The sequence below is a fragment of the Amycolatopsis sp. lyj-112 genome, from assembly GCF_046549055.1.
In the GTDB taxonomy this organism is placed as follows: Bacteria; Actinomycetota; Actinomycetes; order Mycobacteriales; family Pseudonocardiaceae; genus Amycolatopsis.
This window is the reverse complement of the sequence record NZ_JAJPWS010000005.1, coordinates 133,386-151,528: the sequence shown is the minus strand read 5'-3', so window position 1 is coordinate 151,528 and position 18,143 is coordinate 133,386. Positions and strand designations below refer to the sequence as shown.

Below are 18,143 nucleotides of genomic sequence, written 5' to 3'. Positions count from 1 at the left end.
CCAAGTCATCGGCGATGCCTGGTGTCGGTGCCGCGCTCGGGGAAGTCGAGGCCGTGCATGCCGGCGTACTGCGCGGTCTGCGGTGGTGTCCAGTCGGTGACCAGTGCCGGATCGGGGCGGAGGATCTCGACCTCCAGCGGCCGGCAGACCTCGATCGGATCGCGAGCATCGGGACCCCACATAGGAACGGACAGATCCCCGGCGGGACAGGTGGACATGGCACACAGCAGATCCTGCTCGGCGAAGAACTCGAAGAAATCCCCTGGCCTCGCCGGAGAAGGCTTCATGAAGTACTCCCCGTCCTCGTTGATCCCCGTCACGGTGAAGATATTGAGAACGTCGTGGACGTCGAGCTCGGTGAGTCCGTAGGGCAGAACGGCCCGGGTGAGGTTGGAATGACAATGGACGTCGGCGTCCTCGCCGGTGAGGATCCGGTTGATGTAGGGATCGCATCGCGAACCCAGCAAATCGTGAACGCGACCGCCGTCCTCGTCGGTGCCGTACCCCTCGAGGGTGTCGTTGGTGATGGTCAACAACGGCCGCAAGTACGGCAGCGTGGACCAAAGCCGGTCGTAGCGAGTGACATGGGTCCCCTGAAGCTGCCGCGTCCGTGAGGTCCACAGCCGCTCGCGCGGGTTGTGCCGGTTCCAGACATTGAAGTCACCACATTGCGGACCCGCGGCGGTCGTGATGATCCGGCACAGGTGACCCGCGGGAACCTCCCACGCGTAACCCGAACGGATCGGCACCTCGAACCGCTCGACCGGCTCCCGGCCGGGACTTTCCGAGGCGAGCCGGTCGTAGAACGCACGATCCACCTCCAGAACACTGCCCGGCCTCGCTTGGTAGTAACTCGCAAGTGACCCCATGGTCTTCCTCCTACTTTCCTCGATTTCCGGTTGTACGCCGCAGTTCGTCGAGTACCTGCCGCTCCGAGTCCTGGAGGTAGAGAAGGAGGACACCCAGGCTGTACGTGCGCCTGCCCTGTCTCAGGCACTCCAACAGCTCGCGGTCGCGCTCGGCCCAGCCACGCTGGAACTCCGCCTCATCGCAGGACCTCCCCCACGCCAGACGTAGCTGAGCGAGCACGCTGTTGAAGAACTCGTTCACACGGTCGCTGCCGAGCACGGACACCAGCGCCTGGTGAAACCGCAGGCTGGCGGTCCCCGCGGCCCGCCAGTGTCGGTCGCGCTCCGCCCGCTCCTTCTCCGCTACAGCCGCTTCCATCGCGATGAACACGTCCTCATCCGCCGCGCTGCTTTCCAGCACGGCCTGAGTTTCCAGCGCCCGCCGCGCCCGGTAGATATCGCGAACATCGGAAGCTTCGAGCAGCCGGACCGCGGCACCCTTGTTCGGCTCCTGGACGATCAGTCCCTCCGACGTCAGCGACCGCAGAGCCTCCCGCAACGAATTACGGGACACCGCGAGCTCGGCCGACATCGACACTTCCCGCAGCGCGGCACCCGGCGACAGCGCGCCCTCGAGGATCCGGGTTCGCAGCGTGTCGACGACCCTGTTGATCGTCGCCGCCCCTGCGGAAGCAGGCCTGCTCTCCACCATGCCAATCACGTTATTGTTCAACAAACAACACGTCAACAACCACCCATCAAGAGCAGTGGCTGGACGTCTCCTTGATAGGACCCGAAGCGAAGCGGCAAGTTTGTTGAACAATATGGCGCGCCTTCCGGCACTGGATCGGTGACGCGCATCGAGGTCGTCGCGGCGGTCGGCCGGGGCGACGAGGTGGTCGCGGCGGCGTTGCGGCACCGGCCCGACGTGGCCGTGATCGACATCGAGATGCCGGGGCTCGACGGCCTCGACGCCGCGGACAGGCTGCAGCGCGAGCTTCCCTCCTGCCGAACCTGGTGCTGACCAGGGTGGGACGTCCGGCCTACCTGCGGCGCGGCGTCGAGGCGCAGGTAGGCCGGGTTCATGCTCAAGGACACGGGGCCACGGGAGGTGGCCGAGGCGATCCGCGTGGTGGCCGCCGGTGGGCGGGTGATCGATCCCCAGCTCGCCTACGCGACGTTGGGGTCGAGCGGAAGTCCGTTGACCGAGTGTGAAACCGATATCCTGCGGCTGACCGCCGCCGGCGCGACGCCACGGGAGGTCGCCGCCAAGCTGTACTTGACCTATCGCACGGTCCGCAACTACCTGGCCTCGGCGAGCCGGGCACTCAGGTTGGCCAGGCCGCTACCGGCGCGCTCCGAAGCGGGCCCCGCTTCTTCAACACGGCCCAGACCACCTTCCCGCCCGACAAGGACCGGCTGCAGCCCCAGACCTGCGCAATCTTGGCGACCGGCCACAGGCCCATCCCGGGAGCGGCCGGATCCGCCTGTTCCGCCGTCGAGACGTCGTCATGGACGGCCACGAAACGGTCCACGGCGTGGGAGGCGAAGAGCTTCCGGTGTTCCGGCACCAGGTGCAAACCGGTGCCGCCGGCGCTCATCGGTCCGGCCTGATCTCCTGATCGAGCGCGAGAAGAAACCTGCGGAGAGTCTCCGCGGCCGCCGATGATTCACGGACGGTTTCCTCAAACCGCCGGTTCACCCCTGGCCGCCCACGAGTGGCGGCCCGGCGCCGCATCCGCTCCGCGAGGGAGACCCGTTCGTCGAGGGACCGCAGCGCGGTCCACAACGCACGCTCCAGCTCGACGTCGTGCGCGCCGAGCAACGCCTCGTCCGTCCAGCCGTGCCCGATCCGGCACCGGAACTGGCCGTCCGCGGAGCCGACTTCCAGCAGGGAACCCTGGCAGTCCGGGCATTGGTAGCCGGCCGCGGGCGTCGAGCCGCCGACCGTGACCGCGCCCAGCCGGACGCCGTCCCGGGCGATCCGTTCCTCCAGCAGCAGGGCGGCGGGGACCGGCGAGGCCGGCATGTCGTCGACCGGCGTGCGGACCACCTTGTCCAGCACCTTTCCGAGCAGATCGGCGGGGTGGACGTACTCGGTGGTAACACGGGCCAGCGCGTTTTCGGGCATTCCCGGGTACAGCGCGTCCGACGGATCCTGCACCATCGCGAGGCCTCCGCGATCGACGATCGTGCGCAGGCCGATCGCCCCGTCGTCGAGGACGCCGGAGAGGACCACGCCGACGACACGGGGCCCCGCGGTCACCGCGGCGGAGCGGAAGGTGGCGTTGACGGCGGGCCGGTGCCCGTTCTCGGTCGGGCCACGGCTGAGCACCAGGACGCCGTCGTCGAGGAGCAGATGGCGATCCGGCGGCGCGACGTGGATCATGCCGCCGGTCAACGGCGCCCCGTGTTCGGCGGCCACGGCGTCGAGCGGACCGGCCCTGTCCAGGATCCGCGCGAGCGCGCTCGACACTCCCGGGGCCAGGTGCATCACGACGAGCACCGCGGCCGGGAAGTCCGGCGGCAGGGAGCGGACCAGGGTACCCAGGGCTTCGACGCCCCCGGCCGACGCGCCGACCACCACTACATCACGGTGGAAGGGCACCGCGACCACCTCCTCGCGCCGTCGCTGCGTCGACCCATTCCTCCGGGGTAACCGGGATGGACGGATCGAAACCCGTCAGTCCGGCACGGCGCCCGGATCGGCGAACTCCCGGACGAACTCGGCGAAGGTGCGGGGCGGACGGCCGGTCAGATCCAGCACCGCGGTGCTGACTTGGTCCTCTCGACCGGCTCTGATGCCGTCTTCCATGGCGGCGAGGGCGGCGGCGAACTCGACGGGCGTGCCCGCCGTCCGGTATCCGGCCGCCTGCTCGTCTGTTCCGATGCGCACCACCCGGACCGGTCGTCCGGTATGGGCGGTGATGATCGCCGCCGCCTCTGGGTAGCTCAAGGCCTTCGGTCCGGTGAGCAGGTAGTCACGTCGGTCCTCGGGCTCGGCACCGGACTCGGTCAGGAGCGCGGAGGCAGCGGCGGCGATGTCGCGCGCGTCGATCCAGCCGACCCGGCCGTCACCGGCGGCGGTGCGGATCTCGCCGTGCCTCCGGATCCGCTCGCCGAGAGGATGCGGGCTCAGGAAGTTCTGCATGAACCCGGACGCGCGCAGCACCACCCACCCAGGCTGCGCGCGCACCATCGCGGCCAGCTCCAACGCGCTGGGGGCGTTCGGCAGCACGATGGAGGAGCCGAGAAGCACGACCCGGCGCACGCCGAGACGTCGTGCCTCGGCCAGGAACGGGCCGACCTGCGGCAGTGGATCCACGCTCTGCACCGGAGGCACCACGAAGACCCGGTCCATTCCGCGAAGCGCGGCCTGGTGGGTGGCCGGGTCTTCCCAGTCGAACCGGACCGCGTCCGGATCGCCGGCAGGTGGATGACGACTGGCCACCCGTACCGGCACACCCTTGCCGCGCAACAGGCCGGCCAGGGCGCTGCCGGTCTTCCCGGTGCCGCCGGTCACCAGCACGCCGGTCATCGGACGGACTCGGAACGCAGCGCGTCGAGAAGCTCGGGCAGCGACCCCGCCGCCGAGGCGGTGGCCAACGGGCTCCAGTAGTCCCGGTAGCGGGTGATCAGGCCGTCCTGGACGGTGAGCACCACGATGTAGTCCAGCCGATAGGGCTCGCCGGTGCGCACAGTGCTCCCGGTCCCGGTGAACTCCACGACAAGGGTGTCCGGGTGTTCGGTGTGGTGGACGGTGAAGGACGGAATCTCGCGCATGTCCATCAGCTCCGGCAGGCGGCCCAAATAGGCGCGGATCTCAGCCCGCCCGGTCAGCAGGCGCGGCGAGTTTCCAGCGGCGAACGGAAACTCGGCAATGCCGTCTTCCGCCCACAAGCCGGCGACGGCGTCCGTGTCCTTGGCCAGCATCAGATCCAGCAGCCGCCGGATTGTCTCCTCAGGGGTGCTCGGCAAGGTGTCCTCCAGTTTCGACGGGGTGGTCAGTCCGAGAGTGGACGCGGGCCCGCCTCCGCGGAACGGACGGCCAAGCCCCGGACCGCCAGTCCGTGGCTAACCCAGGCACCCCGTGCCACCATGGACGAGGTGAGCAGAAGCGAACTGGCCGACTTTCTGCGCCGTCGGCGGGAAGCACTGCGCGCGGATCAGGTGCCGGTCACGGCAACGCATCCACCGGGCCGGCGTGCCCGGCGCACTCCCGGGCTGCGTCGCGAAGAGGTGGCCGCACTGGCAGGGATGTCGGTCAGTTACTACGAACGGCTGGAGCAGGCCCGCGCACCGCGCCCGTCCCCGGAGGTGCTGGCCGTACTGGGGACGGCGCTGCGGCTCAGCGTCGCCGAACGCGAGCATCTGGCGCGGCTGGCCGGGCAGATCCCGCCCGGCTCGGACGCCGATCGGAGTCCGGTGCCCGCCGAGGCCCGTCTGCTGCTCGAGCGGCTCGGGCCGATACCCGCCTATCTCGTCGACGAGCGGCTGGACATCGTGGCTTGGAACAGCGCGGCGTCCGCGTTGATCCCTGGTTTCGGGTCGCTGCCCGCCGAGGAACGCAACACCGTACGGCTCACCATCCGGCTGGGCGGCACCTTCTGCTGGGCACCGCCGGGCGAGGAGGGCGAGTACGCTCGGCAATTCGCCGCCCGGCTGCGCGCGGCCAGCGTCCGCTACCCGGCCGACCGGGTCCTCGGCGAGCTGGTCAACGAGCTCGCCGCGCACAGCCCGGAATTCGCCGCCGGCTGGCGCGACCACGACGTACGACCTGTCCCGACGCTGCGCAAGTACCTGCGCCATCCCGAACTGGGCGAGCTGGAAGTGATCTGTCAAACCCTGCTGTTGCCCGGCACGGACCTGCAGCTGGCCATGTACACCGCGGAACCGGGCAGCCCGAGCGCCGCCGCGCTCGCCCGGTTGACCTGAGCCCCGCAGACACCTTTGCCTTACCCCACAACCGGTAGGACCGTTCGCGGCGGTTCAGCCACGATCCGGGTCCGCGAAAACGCCCGCTACCCAATCGGCGATATAGGTACTCACGTGGGAAAGGTGGTCGAGTCCGATGTGCTCGGTCGCCCGGCCTGATCGTAGGAGCGGTGCGCGTAGTCGAGCGGGATCTGGCGGTCTTTCTCGCCGTGGGCGATCAGGAACGGCACGGTGATCTTCTCGACGACACCGTCGAGGTGCACGCTGTCGGCGAAAGCGATGAAGGTGTCGAGGTCGTCGCGCTGCTCGAGCCAGTCACCGATACGCGACTCAGGTGAGTCTCGTGCCTCTCGCTCGGTCAGCCCAGGAGCGAGACCCACATCACCGACGGATTCATGGCGGTGTGGTCCGTTCGACCGACAGTGCGCGGGCGCGCCTGCGGATAGCTTGTGGCCGACCCCCACAACACCCGTAGGAGCACCATGACGACCGCCCGGCGCGTACTCACCGTTCTGGCCACCGCAGGGCTGGTCATCTCGGTCCTCGGCGCAGGTTCCGCCTCCGCCGCGACCAAGGGCAAGATCTACATCTCCAACAACTGCGGCAAAGCGGTCTCCACCACGATCCACCGCACCAACGGCTCGATGATCGCGGGCACCGGCGCCGCCCCGGCGGGCAGCTATTTCGGCTACCCGGTCGACCCCGGCACCTATCAGGTCCGCGTGCCCGCCGGTAACCGGAACGTGCAGATCCTCGACCTCGGCGGCAAGGCGCACTCGGTCATCGTCAAGGCCTGCTGACCTACAACCAGGGCACGACGCCGCGCAGCGGCCGCACCACCTGTTCGCCGCAGACGAGAGAGAACCGCATGACCGGAGACAACAGCCCCGAGATGGTCGCCGAACTGGACCGTCTCGACGAGGCGGTCAAAGCAGCGCCCGCAGGAGACACGGCGGCGCAGATCGCGCTGTGGCGGCAGGCGACCTGTTTGGAGCACTGGTTCTTCATCGCGCGGGGCTCGACCGAACAGCCCCGTCCCTACGCTGTGGCCTCCGAGCAGGGGCCGATGATCTGCCTCTACAGCAGCTCCGCACGGGCGAACGAAGCTGCCCGTGTCCTCGGGCTGGTCGATTCGGAGGGTGAGGCGGTGCCGTTGTACGGCGTGCCGATGCCGGCTGCGATCGACTACGTCGCCTCGTTCGACAAGTCCGGCGTCGTCGGTGTGACGCTGGATCATCCGCGGATCGGTCACCACATCCCGCTGGCGAATCTGGGTGTGCTCAAAGGTTGGATCGAAGGGGCCGCGCGGTGAGCGGTGACAACCCAAGCGACAGCTTCGTCGAGGTGATCGCGCGTGAGGTGGAGGCCGACCCCCGTAATCTGGCGCTGCGCGAGGACTTCGTCACGCTGCTGCTGAAGCACGACCCGGACCGCGCCGCCACCGAACTGGCGGCGTTCGAGGCCTCCGGCGGTGATCCGGTGCGGATCCGTCTGCTGCGCGCCCGGCTGATGGCGGCGCGGTTGCGCACCTCGAACCCCTCGCCGGTCGCCGAATCCGTACGGCCCGAAGGTAGCAAGCCTGCCCCTGTTCCGACCCCGGCCGATGGGGACCGTCAGGACAGCGGTGCCGCTGCTTCAGCGTCGCTGTGGGACACCGAGCGCCCGGCGGTGACCCTGGCCGACGTCGCGGGTCTCGCCGAGGTCAAGCGGCATCTGGACACCACCTTCCTCGCTCCGCTGCGCAATCCCGAGCTGGCGGCGGCGTTCGGGCAGAAGCCGGGCGGGTCGCTGCTGATGTACGGCCCACCCGGTTGTGGCAAGACGTTCATCGCCAGGGCGATCGCCGGCGATCTCGGCGCGTCCTTCATCCACGTGACCCTCGCGGACCTGCTCGGCCAGTGGATCGGGGAGAGTGAGAAGGCGATCCAGAGCGTGTTCCGCCACGCGCGCGCGGCAGCGCCGTGCGTGATCTTCTTCGACGAGTTCGACGCGCTCGGCGGACGGCGTACCTCCGGTGGCGGCGGGTCTCAGTCGATGCGGATGCTCGTCACTCAGCTGCTGGAAGAACTCGACGGCGTGGCGGGCGCGAACGACGGGGTCTACTTCCTGACCGCGACGAACCGGCCGTGGGACATCGACTCCGCGCTGCGTAGACCGGGCCGGATCGACAAGACGGTGCTGGTGCTGCCACCGGACGCGGTCGCCAGGGCGGCGATCGTCCAGGGCACGCTGGCGGGCAAGCCTGCCGACGATATCGATGTCGTGGCCGTCTCCGCGGCGACCGAGGGGTTCTCCGGCGCCGATCTCGGTCACTTGACGACCACCGTGCTGCAGCAGGCGATGGTCGAGTCGATGAGCAGGGGCGACCTGGTGCCGGTCACCACCGCGGCGCTGTTGACGGCGGCCGGCGACATCATCCCGTCGACGACGTCCTGGTTCGACCAGGTGGCGCCGGTGCTGGAGTACGGCGTCGACGACGGCACCTTCGACCAGCTCCGGGCGTACCGGGTCAAACGAGGAATGCGATGAACGGCGACGCCGTGGAGCGGGCCCTGGATCTGGCCTGGGAGCTTTTCGCGGCACAGCCGTCGCATCCCAAGGTCGCCGAGCTGGCGCTGCAGGTGCTCGCGGCCCAGCCGGAACGAAGCAGCGTGTCGTTGTTGCTCGGCAATCACCGTGAGATCTGTGGCGAGGCTGACGAGGCGCGTCGTCTTTACCTCCAAGTGGCTGGTCGCCGCGATCGCCAGTTCATCAACGCGGCTCGTGCCCTTCGGCATTTGGCGTTCGCCGAGCGCGATCGTCCCGCGGCGCTGCGGTGGGCACACACCGTGCTGACCGAGGAACACGAGGAGTGGGACGACTGGATGGAGCTGGGGTCCGCCCAGGCGCTCTGCGGGGAGCACGAGGACGGGTGGCGCCAACTCGACGAGGCGGTCGCCCTGTGCTCCCGGACGGTGCCGGACGAACTGCCCAAGGCACTCGGGAAACGCGCGGTGTACCTGCTGGGGAGCCTCGCACCACCCGACCGGTTCGCCCACGCGGCGGAGGAGGCCATCCGGGCCGATGCGGCGAACTCCTGGGTCGCGCTGATGCTCGGCTGGTCCTACCTGGTGCAGTACCGGTTCGACGACGCCGAACAACTCGGCCTGCGACTGCTACGCGAGAATCCGACCGAAGGCCAGATGCAGAATTTGGTGGAGACGGCTCGGACGATGCTGCGGATCACCGAGAACGCGCACGCCCAGGACATCACCCTGCAGGACATCCGCCGTACCGGGGTGATCGAGCTGGGGTGGCAGCAACTCCGCGACCAGATGCTCGGCACCGACCTGGCCTCCGCGCTGGCGGCGTTGGACGACGTGATGCCCGCCGACCTGCGCGCCACCCTGCGACCAGGAGCCTCGATCTCCGATGAGTCCGAGGCCGACAAGATCGGGTCCATGGTCGCGGAGGATCTGGTGGCCTGGCACGACGGCCAGCAGCCCGGCTCCGGTTCCGCCTGGGGCCTGGCCGAGCCGTTCCGCCTGATGTCAGCGGCCGAGATCATCACCCTGGGCACCGAGATCGAAGCCGACCCGGCGGCGCACCCGGCCTGGCCTGAGAACGAGATGTGGGAACAGGTGATGACCGACGACGCCGGGGCGTACCTGGTCGCCCTCGCGTTCGGGGCACTGGCCAAGCGTCGCCCCGGGCAACCCGACGAGCCCGTCGCCGCGTCGATGGCCGACTGGATCTGGGACCGGGTGGCCGGCTTCGGTGGTCCGGACCCGCGACCAGCGCCCCGGAAGACCGAAGATCTCCCGCAGCGAACTGCGTAGTTTCCTCACTCCCCACCTCGCTTGCCTCCTCACACCGGCGACGGGCTGGTCTGCGACTCCACATTCAGTCTTGCTAGTTCTGCTATGTGGAAGTTAACCTCCGCAGACTGAAATTGCCCGGCATCGCTCGCTTCTATCGAGAGGTGGATCCATGGTGAAGAGGACGCGGGCCGAGGCGGCTGCGGCCGTCAGGCCCGAGGATGAACGGCTAGGGATCGGCAAGAGTTTCACCTACGGCATCCAGCACGTTCTGACGATGTACGGCGGGATCATCGCACCGCCTTTGATCATCGGCAGTGCCGCGGGCGTCTCGTCCGCCGAGATCGGGCTGCTCGTCGCATCGTGCCTGTTCATCGGCGGGCTGGCGACGATCCTGCAGTCGTACGGCGTGCCCTTCTTCGGCTCCCGGCTGCCGCTGGTCCAGGGCACTTCCTTCGCCGGCGTGGCGACGATGACCGCGATCGTGGCCGATGGCGGACTACCCGCCGTGTTCGGGTCGGTGATCGCCTCCGCACTGCTCGGCCTGCTCATCACTCCGGTGTTCTCCCGGCTGGTGAAGTACTTCCCGCCGGTCGTCACCGGGACGGTGATCACGGTGATCGGGCTCAGCCTGATGCCGGTCGCGGCACAGTGGGCGATGGGCAACAACGCCAAGGCGGCGGACTTCGGCTCGGTCTCCAACATCGGGCTGGCCGCGCTGACCCTGACGATCGTGCTCCTGCTCAGCAAGATCGCCGTCCCGGCGATCTCCAGGCTCTCGATCCTCCTTGCGATCGTGGCGGGCACCATCCTGGCCGCCGTGCTCGGCAAGGCCGATTTCTCCAAGGTCTGGGATGGACCGATCTTCGCGGTACCGACACCGTTCGGTTTCGGCGCGCCCACCTTCGACGTCGCCGCGATCGTGTCGATGTTCATCGTCATCCTGGTGACCCTCACCGAGACCACGGCCGACATCCTCGCGGTGGGCGAGATCGTCGGAACGCGGGTCAGCAAGCGCCGGATCGGCGACGGCCTGCGTGCCGACATGGCCTCCTCGGCGATCGCGCCGATCTTCAACGGGTTCATCCAAAGCGCGTTCGCCCAGAACGTCGGTCTCGTCGCGATCACCGGAGTCAGGAGCAGGTTCGTGGTGACCGCCGGCGGCGTGGTCCTGCTGATCCTGGGAATGCTCCCGGTACTCGGCCGGGTTGCCGCCGCGATCCCGTACCCGGTCCTGGGCGGTGCCGGCCTCGTGCTGTTCGGCACGGTCGCGGCGTCCGGCATCAAGACACTGTCCAAAGTGGACTACAGCGGGAACATGAACCTGGTCATCGTGGCGGCCTCGGTGGGGCTGGGCATGATCCCGATCGCCGCGCCGGACTTCTACCACCACTTCCCGGCGTGGGTCGGCACGATCTTCCACTCGGGAATCAGCTCCGCCGCGCTCATGGCCGTCGTGCTGAACCTGCTGTTCAACCATCTGAAACCAGGCAGGGCCGGCACCGAACCGTCGGTATTCGCGACGGCGACCCGGGTAATCGACTACTCCGACCTCAAAGCCTTCTCCCAACTGGAGAACGGTGACAAGATCGTCGACGGCAAGATCATCGACGCCGAAGGCAACCCCATCCCGATGCGGGACACGGACGGCCGCCCGGTGCACTACCGGATAGGAACCGAACCGGAAGAGCACTGACGCGGCAAGGCACGGGTTCTGGTTCTCCTACTCCTTCGGTGGCAGCCATGCGAGTTGGACCAGGTCCCTCTGCCCGCGCCGGTCCACTAGCCAGCCGCTGCCGGGTGGAAGCACCTGCGCGTGCATTCCACCCAACAACGGCCCCTCGTCACGATCTCCGGACAACATGAGACCCGGTGTGCCGATCTCCCTCAGTCTCGCCAGGATCGGCTCGTTCAGGCCGTGGACCGCGCCGCTGGAACGCCGGGTCACCACCACGTGCAGCCCGATGTCCGAACCATGTGCGAGCAACGGCCACAACGGCATGAGGGGATGCTCTTTATGGGTGGCCACCATGTCGTAGTCGTCCACCAGGACGAAGACCTCCGGGCCTACCCACCAGCTGCGGGAACGGAGCTGCTCGGCTGTGACGTCCCGTCCTGGTAGGCGTTTGGTCACGGCCACGGCCACCTCGGCGAGCAAGTCGCGGCTGTGCGCGTCATTGTCACCACTGCCGAGGAGGTACTTCTCGCTGATCTCACCGACCAGCCCTCGCCGGTAGTCGACCACGACGATCCGGGCCTCGGTCGAGGAATATGCGTTCTCGATCCGGCGTGCGAGCGCGCGTAGGAACGACGTTTTGCCGCACTCGGTGTCGGCCAGCACGAAGAAGTGTGGGTCGGTGGCGAAGTCCAGCCGCAGGGGAGACAGGTCTCGCTCATAGAGGCCGATCGCGAGGCCGGCCTCGGCTCCGGCCAAGGCGTCGTTGGGGGGCAGGGCCTCGTAGGGCAGCATGTCCGGCAGCAACCGCACCGACGGAGCTGACGGTCCCTGCCAGGCCGAGCCGATCGCACTGACCAGCCCGCTGACACTCTCCGCAAGACCTTCCGTGGTGTCCCCTACATCGACGCGGGGTAGCGCCACCAGCATTTGATGCGCGCTCATCGAGATCCCCCGGCCAGGGGCGTCGGCGGGTACGTTCGACGCGGCGCGCCCGTCGATGATCGACTCGTTGGAGTCGTCGATCTTCAGCTCGAGCTTGCTGGTGAAAAGATCTCTTACATTCGCCTGGAGTTCGAGCGCCTGGGCGCAAGTTGCCACCAGATGCACGCCATACGACAGGCCGCGGGCGGCCATGTCGCTGACCACCTCCCCCAGCTCGGCGAAATCGCTGCGCAGGGTCTGCCAGCCGTCGACCACCAGGAACACGTCGCCGTGCGGCTGCTCGGCGAACTGTCCCTCGTGCCGCGCCTTGCGGTAGGCGGCGATACCGTCGATCTGATGCTCGGCGAACACCCTCTCCCGCTGCTCCAGCACCATGGCGACCTCGGCGACGGTACGACGGACTGCTCCGGCGTCCCACCGGCCGGACACGCCGGCAACGTGAGGCAGCCCTTCAATCGAGGAAAGCGTGCCACCGCCGAAGTCCAGGCAATAGAACTGCACCTCACGAGGAGTGTGGGTGAGCGCCAGGCTGGCGATCAGCGTGCACAACGCAGTGCTCTTGCCAGTCTGTGGGGCGCCCAGCACGAGCACGTGCCCGGTTCCGCCGGACAGATCCAGCGTCAGCAGGTCCCGCCGGAGCTCAACCGGGCGATCCACGATGCCCAGCACCGGGCGCAAGGCCCCAGGCAGTTCGGCCGAGCCTGCGGTCAGTCCACGCTGGGGGTCGATGATCGGAGCGGGCAGCAACTCACCGAGGGCGGGCGACTCGTCCAGCGGCTGCAGCCACAGCTGGCGCGCCGGTGCGCCGACACCCTGCAGCCGGCCGACGACGATCTCCAGAAGCGTCTCGCCGAGCACCTTCTCCTCGTTCTGCTCCAGTTCTTCCGTCCTGGTCTCATCTTTGTGTCGTTGGTGTACAGCCGACACGTGAGCGGACCGAAACCGTTGCATCGGGTCGTTGCCCACCTTGAGCAACCCGTGCCCCGGTGCCCGCGGCAAACGGAACGCGTCGGTCATACCCAGCACCATCTTGCTTCTCGTCTCGGTGGACGTGCGCAGACTGATCCAGTAGGACAGGTGAGATTCCAGTCCACGCAACCGACCTTCATCCAGCCGTCGTGTAGCCAGCAGAAGATGCACGCCCAGCGAGCGCCCGACCCGTCCTATCTGGACGAACATGTCTATGAAGTCGGGCTTGACAGACAGCAGTTCGGCGAACTCGTCACAAATCACCAGCAGTGACGGCATCTCCGGCAGCGACGCTCCCGCACTACGGGCTCTCTCGTAGTCACGTACAGAACTGAAGTTGCCAGCCGTGCGCAGCTGTTCCTGGCGACGGGTCAATTCTCCGTTGATCGTGTCGGCCATCCGCGCGATCAGGTGCGGCTCCCCAGCCAGGTTCGTGATCACCGCGCCGGTGTGCGGCAGCGCGTCAAGCCGCGTGAAGGTGCCCTCGCCCTTGAAGTCGATCAGCAGGAAGTTCAGTGAGCTCGGCGAGTGCGTGACCGCAAGCCCGAGAACGAGGGTGCGCAGCAGTTCCGACTTGCCGGAACCCGCCATCCCGACCAACAGCCCGTGTGGACCCATGCCGTCCTGGGCCGACTCCTTCAGGTCGACCTCGACCGGGGTCCCATCGGCCCGAATGCCGAACTTGATCCGCAGCCGATCCCGGTTCAGCCGGGGAACCCAAGCAGCGGCCGGGTCGAACTCATACGGATCGCCCAATTCCAAGAGCTCAGCCAGGTCGAGTTGAGAGCTCATCGGCACAACACCGCCCAGCCCGGTGGCTCTCTCGAACGAGATGAGGCTGCTGAAATTCACCCCGTCGAACCGCGCATCGTCGGTGAAAGTCGCCCCGTCGAACGAGATGGAGCCAGTGAGGGTCACCTCGTCGAACCGGGCAAGCCCGGTGAAGGTCGCGCTGGTGAATCGGGCAGGCCCGAGCCGGCATGCTCGGAGATCGAAGTCAACGAGGTTGGCGCCGGTGAGATCGAGGTCGATACCGTCCCAGAACCGGTCAGCGTCCCGTGGGGCGAGGTGGTGAGCGAGGATGCGCTGGGCCGCGAGCCGGACCTCACGCTCCTGGACCTGGTCACGGTACTCGTCGTGCCGATGCCGATCTTCGTCATCAGAGGGTGGCGCACCGGGAGATCGGTAGGGCATGCGCAGGTAGGCGCAGAGCACGTTGACCACTGTCTGCCGGTGCTCGGAGTTGTTCTGGGCCAGTCGCTCCAGCGCGTATAGCCCGCCAAGCCGCACCGGCGCCTTGTCAGAACCGAGTTGCTCGACCGCCTTGCTATAGAGCTCGGTGACGCGCCGCTCAGTTGCATCCGTATTGGCGTTGCCGGCAACCTCCAACTGATGGAGTAGCGCACGTTCCCGGTTGTCCAACTCTGCCTCTGTGGCCCGCTGCCGTCGCCAGGTCAGGTAGAGCGCGAACAAACCACCACTACCCACGCCGAGGCTCAGTCCCACCTTCAAGGCGTCCAGCCGGGCGGTGACCAGATCTTTCCCCGTGAGGCCACGGGTGGCCGCCCACCACAAGGTGATCACTGCCCCAGTGACCACCACCAGCACCACGACCCCGCCGGCAACGACCTTCCACCGCGAGATCGGCGGCAACACCATCCGCGGCGACAGCTCACCCTCGACCGGACGCGGGTTGAGATCAGGCGACATGAGACCAAACGATATCGACCCGGACAGAGTCTCACTGGCAGCAGCGAGAGTGGGCCTGGACAAGACCATTTCAGTTGAGCATGTTTCCGCGACCGGCTGGTCGACCCCTGCTGGAGCAACCCGGCCATGTCAGGAAGCATCTCCTTACGTCGCCCGGCCGCACCCATCTGCCGGCATGAACCTCCCTGCCAGCGCTTTTGCGGTCTCCCGCAAAGCATCGCGGCGGCGGCCCGGCGCCAGGAAGGCTGCTCTTCCAACCAGCACCACTTGGGGGAGGAAGTCATGCGATTTCGTCGGTTCACCACGGCGTGCGTGCCACTCCGGAACCGGAACCTTCACAACGGTGATCCTGTGCGCCGCGAACGGGAAAGAGTTCCAGCGAAGCGGCGACATCGGCTCCCGCAGGGTATCCGGAACCACGGCCATCGTGAAGTTCTCGATCGCGAGGTGCGAACCGGGCGAACACGCGTCCCGGAAGGCCATAATCGCATAGCCGCGGGCAGGCTGTCGTCACAACGGACGTCGTGACGACACCCTCTCAGCTTGCGGAGGAAACGGTCACAGGTGCAGGTCCGGGTCCTCGGTGACCGAACGCAGGGCGGTCACCGTCGGGTAGCCGTCAGCGAGCAGGCGGGCGTCGCTGCCTGGCGGCAATTCTCCGTCGACGGTCACGGCCGCGAGCGTGAACGCGCCGTCCTCGCCGTCCTGGATGTGGCTGCGCACCGCACCGAACTCAGCCAGCCCGGCCCGCTGCAAAGCGCTTGCCTCGGCGCGGTCGGGGACATTGAGGTTGAGGACCGCGCCCGCCGGGAGCGCCACGAGCCGGTCGAACAGCGTCGCGGCGACGGCGACCGCCGCGTCCCAGTGAGGGTCAGGGCCTGGATCCAAACCCACATCGAGCGAGACCGCGAGGGCCCGCGCGCCGTTGATCGACGCGGTCAGCGCCGCGCCCACGGTGCCGGAGTGCAGGACCGCGCGCCCGACGTTCGCCCCCCGGTTCACCCCGGACAGGACGACATCCGGCGGCTCACCGAACACTCCCTGCGCGGCCGCCAGCACGATCAGGCCGGGATGCGCGGCGACCGCGTACGCCGGCACGCCCGGGACACCGGACAGCTCCCGCCGCTCGACCGCGACCCGGCCCTCGCTGCCGGCTCCGGACAGGCCCGCGCTCGTACCGCTGGCTTCCTCGGCCGGCGCGGCGACCACCACGGTCCAGCCGTGCTCCACGGCGCCGAGCGCGAGAGCGGTCAAACCCGGCGAGCCGATCCCGTCGTCGTTGGTGATCAGCGTCCGCATCAGGGGGCCTCCCACGGCGTCAAACGCACACGTCCGGTCAGTTCCCGCACCGCGCCGTTGTTGCCCGAGCCGAGGCCATGCCGGGTCACGTTGATCGCCCCCGCGGCAGCCCCGAGCTTCAGCGCCTCTTCCAGCGACCTGCCCTGCGCCAGGCCGACGGCGAGTCCGGCGGTCATCGAGTCGCCGCCGCCGCGGGTGTCCACCGGGGTCAATTCGGGGGACTTCGCCAGGACGAGCTTCCCCTCGATGAGGGCCAGCGTCTCCTCGGCTGCCCGGGACACCACGACCGCGCGGGCACCGGAGGATGCCAGCTCGCGGCACCCGGCCGCGAGATCGGGCAGCGAGTCCGACTCGGCCAGGCCGTCGTCGACCATTTCTTCGTGGCTGATCTTGATCACCGCCGGGCCGCCCGCAAGCGCCCGGGCGAGTCGTTCCCCTGACAGGTCCACCACCACCGGGGTGCCCTGGGCACTCAGGTCACGAGCGAGCCGCTCATACACCGAATGGGGCACCGGAACGTCTTCCTCGGCCGGGCCACTGAGGATGACGACGTCCGCACGAAGCCCCTGCACCAACGCCAGCTCGTAAAGGTCATCCAGCTCGTGCCGGGACAGCGCGTCCGCGGGCATCCGGACCACCTCGTCGCGGCGACCGTCCCGCCGGTCGTGCACGTAAGCACCATTACGCGCGGCGACCTCCCGGACCTCGACGTCGACACCGATCAAATGCCGCAGCACCTGCCCGGTCTCACCGCCCAGGGCGCAGCACACCACCGCTCGAGCGCCCAGAGCGTCGATCATCCGAGACTGCCACACCCCCTGTCCGCCCGCGTGCACATGAACATCAGGCACGCCGTCGATCTCTTCCACCGTCACCGTCAGCTGCGGAGACGGCGCGAACACCGCCACTCGACCCTCAGTCATACCAACAGCTACCCGTTTTGCCTGATTTCATTCAGGACTGTCCCCAAGCGAAGCGGCCTAGGTCCTCGGCGGATTATTTTCTGTTATGCCAATTGACACAAGTAGCCGATTTTGACTACGGTCCCAGCTGTGGATCAAGCACGAGGACGGGGCAGGCCACGGAAAGACCCTGCGGCGCTGGCCCGATGGACGCCTCCCGAAGGATGGTCACGGCTGGTCGCCTGGATCTCTCCGGAGGAGAAGAAGGCACTGAAGCACGTGGCGGTCGAAGCCGACGTCCCGGTGGCGGAGTTGATCCGGGCGCTCGCCGGAGGACTGGCCGGCGGCGTCATCTCGGCCGAGGAACTCATCGGGCACGTCGTGAAAGGGAAAACCGTCATGGAGAAGATCCCCACGCTCTTCGAGCGCGATGAGCGCTTCCACGTCATCGACCGGCCCCGCGCCGAGTGCGCATGGGTCTTCGATGGCGCCGGTGTGGGGACCGAGAAACTCGACGGCACCAACATCCGGTTGACCGTCCGCTCAGGCCGGCTGGTCAGGGTCGAGAAACGACGCAACCCGAGCAAGACGCAAAAGCAACAGGGCATCGTGGACGGCTGGTACGTGGACACCGACAGCGAATCCGCCGACGACAAATGGATCCTCGCGGCGGCAGGGAACACCGACGTGTCCGAATGGCCGGACGGGGAGCACCCCAGCGAGGCACTCGGCCCACGCATCCAAGGCAACCCACTGGGACTGGAAGACCACCGTTGCATCCCCTTCGACTTCCAGGCACCGACCCTGCCCGAGGCGCCGCGCAGCTACCACGAACTCCGAGACTTCCTCGCCACACTGGACAGCCACTTCTCCCCCGGACACCCCGCCGAAGGCGTCGTCTTCCACCACCCGGACGGGCGCCGAGCCAAGATCAAACGCAAGGACTTCCCCCGAACGGTGACGACATAGCCTTCTCCTAGCCGGCCACAAGGCGATGTGCGTTTCGGCCGGCTTGATGTGCGGTTACGTGTCGGCCTGACCACCGACGTTCAGGACAGGTTTC

18 protein-coding genes and 1 pseudogene are annotated in these 18,143 nt (G+C 67.9%); 9 read left to right on the top strand and 10 right to left on the bottom strand.

Going from position 1 to position 18,143, the window contains the following annotated elements; translation table 11 throughout:
* Positions 1-5 precede the first annotated feature (5 nt).
* Both ACLJRL_RS19170 and ACLJRL_RS19165 read right to left on the bottom strand, forming a co-directional pair.
* Positions 6-869, bottom strand: a complete 864-nt coding sequence (locus tag ACLJRL_RS19170; RefSeq protein WP_410657574.1) for an urea carboxylase-associated family protein — start codon at positions 867-869, stop codon at positions 6-8.
* 10 nt (positions 870-879) lie between these two features.
* Positions 880-1,560 (bottom strand): GntR family transcriptional regulator, encoded by a 681-nt coding sequence (locus ACLJRL_RS19165; RefSeq protein ID WP_410657573.1) that lies wholly within the window; start codon positions 1,558-1,560, stop codon positions 880-882.
* 138 nt (positions 1,561-1,698) lie between these two features.
* Between ACLJRL_RS19165 and ACLJRL_RS19160 the strand changes: the two genes are divergently transcribed.
* Positions 1,699-1,872: a response regulator gene (locus tag ACLJRL_RS19160; RefSeq protein WP_410657572.1), complete on the top strand. Its 174-nt coding sequence runs from the start codon at positions 1,699-1,701 to the stop codon at positions 1,870-1,872.
* 60 nt (positions 1,873-1,932) lie between these two features.
* Positions 1,933-2,160, top strand: a pseudogene (locus ACLJRL_RS19155) (LuxR C-terminal-related transcriptional regulator); the annotation flags it as partial.
* A 16-nt stretch (positions 2,161-2,176) separates the two neighbouring features.
* Here ACLJRL_RS19155 and ACLJRL_RS19150 read toward each other — a convergent pair.
* The 4 genes from ACLJRL_RS19150 to ACLJRL_RS19135 all read right to left on the bottom strand — a co-directional run bounded on the left by ACLJRL_RS19150 (position 2,177) and on the right by ACLJRL_RS19135 (position 4,826).
* Positions 2,177-2,449, bottom strand: a complete 273-nt coding sequence (locus ACLJRL_RS19150) for a hypothetical protein (RefSeq protein WP_410657949.1) — start codon at positions 2,447-2,449, stop codon at positions 2,177-2,179.
* The gene (locus tag ACLJRL_RS19145) at positions 2,446-3,456 is read right to left on the bottom strand and encodes a chemotaxis protein CheB (protein ID WP_410657571.1); all 1,011 of its coding nucleotides are present in this window, start codon (positions 3,454-3,456) and stop codon (positions 2,446-2,448) included. Before ACLJRL_RS19145 ends, ACLJRL_RS19150 begins: the two co-directional genes overlap by 4 nt.
* Before the next feature lie 75 nt (positions 3,457-3,531).
* Complete coding sequence (locus ACLJRL_RS19140) at positions 3,532-4,386, bottom strand: NAD(P)H-binding protein (RefSeq protein ID WP_410657570.1); 855 nt, start codon at positions 4,384-4,386, stop codon at positions 3,532-3,534.
* Positions 4,383-4,826: a nuclear transport factor 2 family protein gene (locus tag ACLJRL_RS19135; RefSeq protein WP_410657569.1), complete on the bottom strand. Its 444-nt coding sequence runs from the start codon at positions 4,824-4,826 to the stop codon at positions 4,383-4,385. The genes ACLJRL_RS19140 and ACLJRL_RS19135 overlap by 4 nt, the downstream gene beginning before the upstream one ends.
* 129 nt (positions 4,827-4,955) lie before the next feature.
* On the opposite strand from ACLJRL_RS19135, the gene ACLJRL_RS19130 reads away from it, so the two are divergent.
* The gene (locus tag ACLJRL_RS19130) at positions 4,956-5,783 is read left to right on the top strand and encodes a helix-turn-helix transcriptional regulator (protein WP_410657568.1); all 828 of its coding nucleotides are present in this window, start codon (positions 4,956-4,958) and stop codon (positions 5,781-5,783) included.
* Between the two features lie 110 nt (positions 5,784-5,893).
* On the opposite strand, the gene ACLJRL_RS19125 is transcribed toward ACLJRL_RS19130, so the two are convergent.
* A complete protein-coding gene (locus ACLJRL_RS19125) occupies positions 5,894-6,163 on the bottom strand; it encodes a hypothetical protein (RefSeq protein ID WP_410657567.1) in 270 nt (89 codons plus the stop codon).
* 102 nt (positions 6,164-6,265) lie between these two features.
* Here ACLJRL_RS19125 and ACLJRL_RS19120 point away from each other — a divergent pair, with 102 nt between their 5' ends.
* From ACLJRL_RS19120 to ACLJRL_RS19100, 5 genes are all read left to right on the top strand, one after another.
* On the top strand, positions 6,266-6,583 hold the full coding sequence (locus ACLJRL_RS19120; RefSeq protein WP_410657566.1) for a hypothetical protein: 318 nt from the start codon (positions 6,266-6,268) through the stop codon (positions 6,581-6,583).
* A 68-nt stretch (positions 6,584-6,651) separates the two neighbouring features.
* Positions 6,652-7,095 (top strand): hypothetical protein, encoded by a 444-nt coding sequence (locus tag ACLJRL_RS19115; protein ID WP_410657565.1) that lies wholly within the window; start codon positions 6,652-6,654, stop codon positions 7,093-7,095.
* Complete coding sequence (locus ACLJRL_RS19110; protein ID WP_410657564.1) at positions 7,092-8,312, top strand: ATP-binding protein; 1,221 nt, start codon at positions 7,092-7,094, stop codon at positions 8,310-8,312. Before ACLJRL_RS19115 ends, ACLJRL_RS19110 begins: the two co-directional genes overlap by 4 nt.
* Positions 8,309-9,601 carry a tetratricopeptide repeat protein gene (locus ACLJRL_RS19105; protein ID WP_410657563.1) on the top strand — a complete coding sequence of 431 codons (1,293 nt, stop codon included), beginning with the start codon at positions 8,309-8,311 and terminating at the stop codon, positions 9,599-9,601. The genes ACLJRL_RS19110 and ACLJRL_RS19105 overlap by 4 nt, the downstream gene beginning before the upstream one ends.
* Before the next feature lie 151 nt (positions 9,602-9,752).
* Positions 9,753-11,276, top strand: a complete 1,524-nt coding sequence (locus tag ACLJRL_RS19100; RefSeq protein WP_410657562.1) for a nucleobase:cation symporter-2 family protein — start codon at positions 9,753-9,755, stop codon at positions 11,274-11,276.
* A gap of 27 nt (positions 11,277-11,303) precedes the next feature.
* Here the strand turns inward: ACLJRL_RS19100 and eccCb are convergent, their stop codons facing one another.
* The 3 genes from eccCb to ACLJRL_RS19085 all read right to left on the bottom strand — a co-directional run bounded on the left by eccCb (position 11,304) and on the right by ACLJRL_RS19085 (position 17,101).
* Positions 11,304-14,879: a type VII secretion protein EccCb gene (gene eccCb, locus ACLJRL_RS19095; protein ID WP_410657561.1), complete on the bottom strand. Its 3,576-nt coding sequence runs from the start codon at positions 14,877-14,879 to the stop codon at positions 11,304-11,306.
* Between the two features lie 558 nt (positions 14,880-15,437).
* Positions 15,438-16,178, bottom strand: coding sequence for a 5'/3'-nucleotidase SurE (gene surE, locus ACLJRL_RS19090; RefSeq protein WP_410657560.1), 741 nt, complete (start codon positions 16,176-16,178; stop codon positions 15,438-15,440).
* Positions 16,178-17,101 carry a 1-phosphofructokinase family hexose kinase gene (locus ACLJRL_RS19085; RefSeq protein ID WP_410657559.1) on the bottom strand — a complete coding sequence of 308 codons (924 nt, stop codon included), beginning with the start codon at positions 17,099-17,101 and terminating at the stop codon, positions 16,178-16,180. Before ACLJRL_RS19085 ends, surE begins: the two co-directional genes overlap by 1 nt.
* 129 nt (positions 17,102-17,230) lie before the next feature.
* Here ACLJRL_RS19085 and ACLJRL_RS19080 point away from each other — a divergent pair, with 129 nt between their 5' ends.
* Complete coding sequence (locus tag ACLJRL_RS19080) at positions 17,231-18,049, top strand: hypothetical protein (protein WP_410657558.1); 819 nt, start codon at positions 17,231-17,233, stop codon at positions 18,047-18,049.
* Positions 18,050-18,143: the final 94 nt, after the last annotated feature.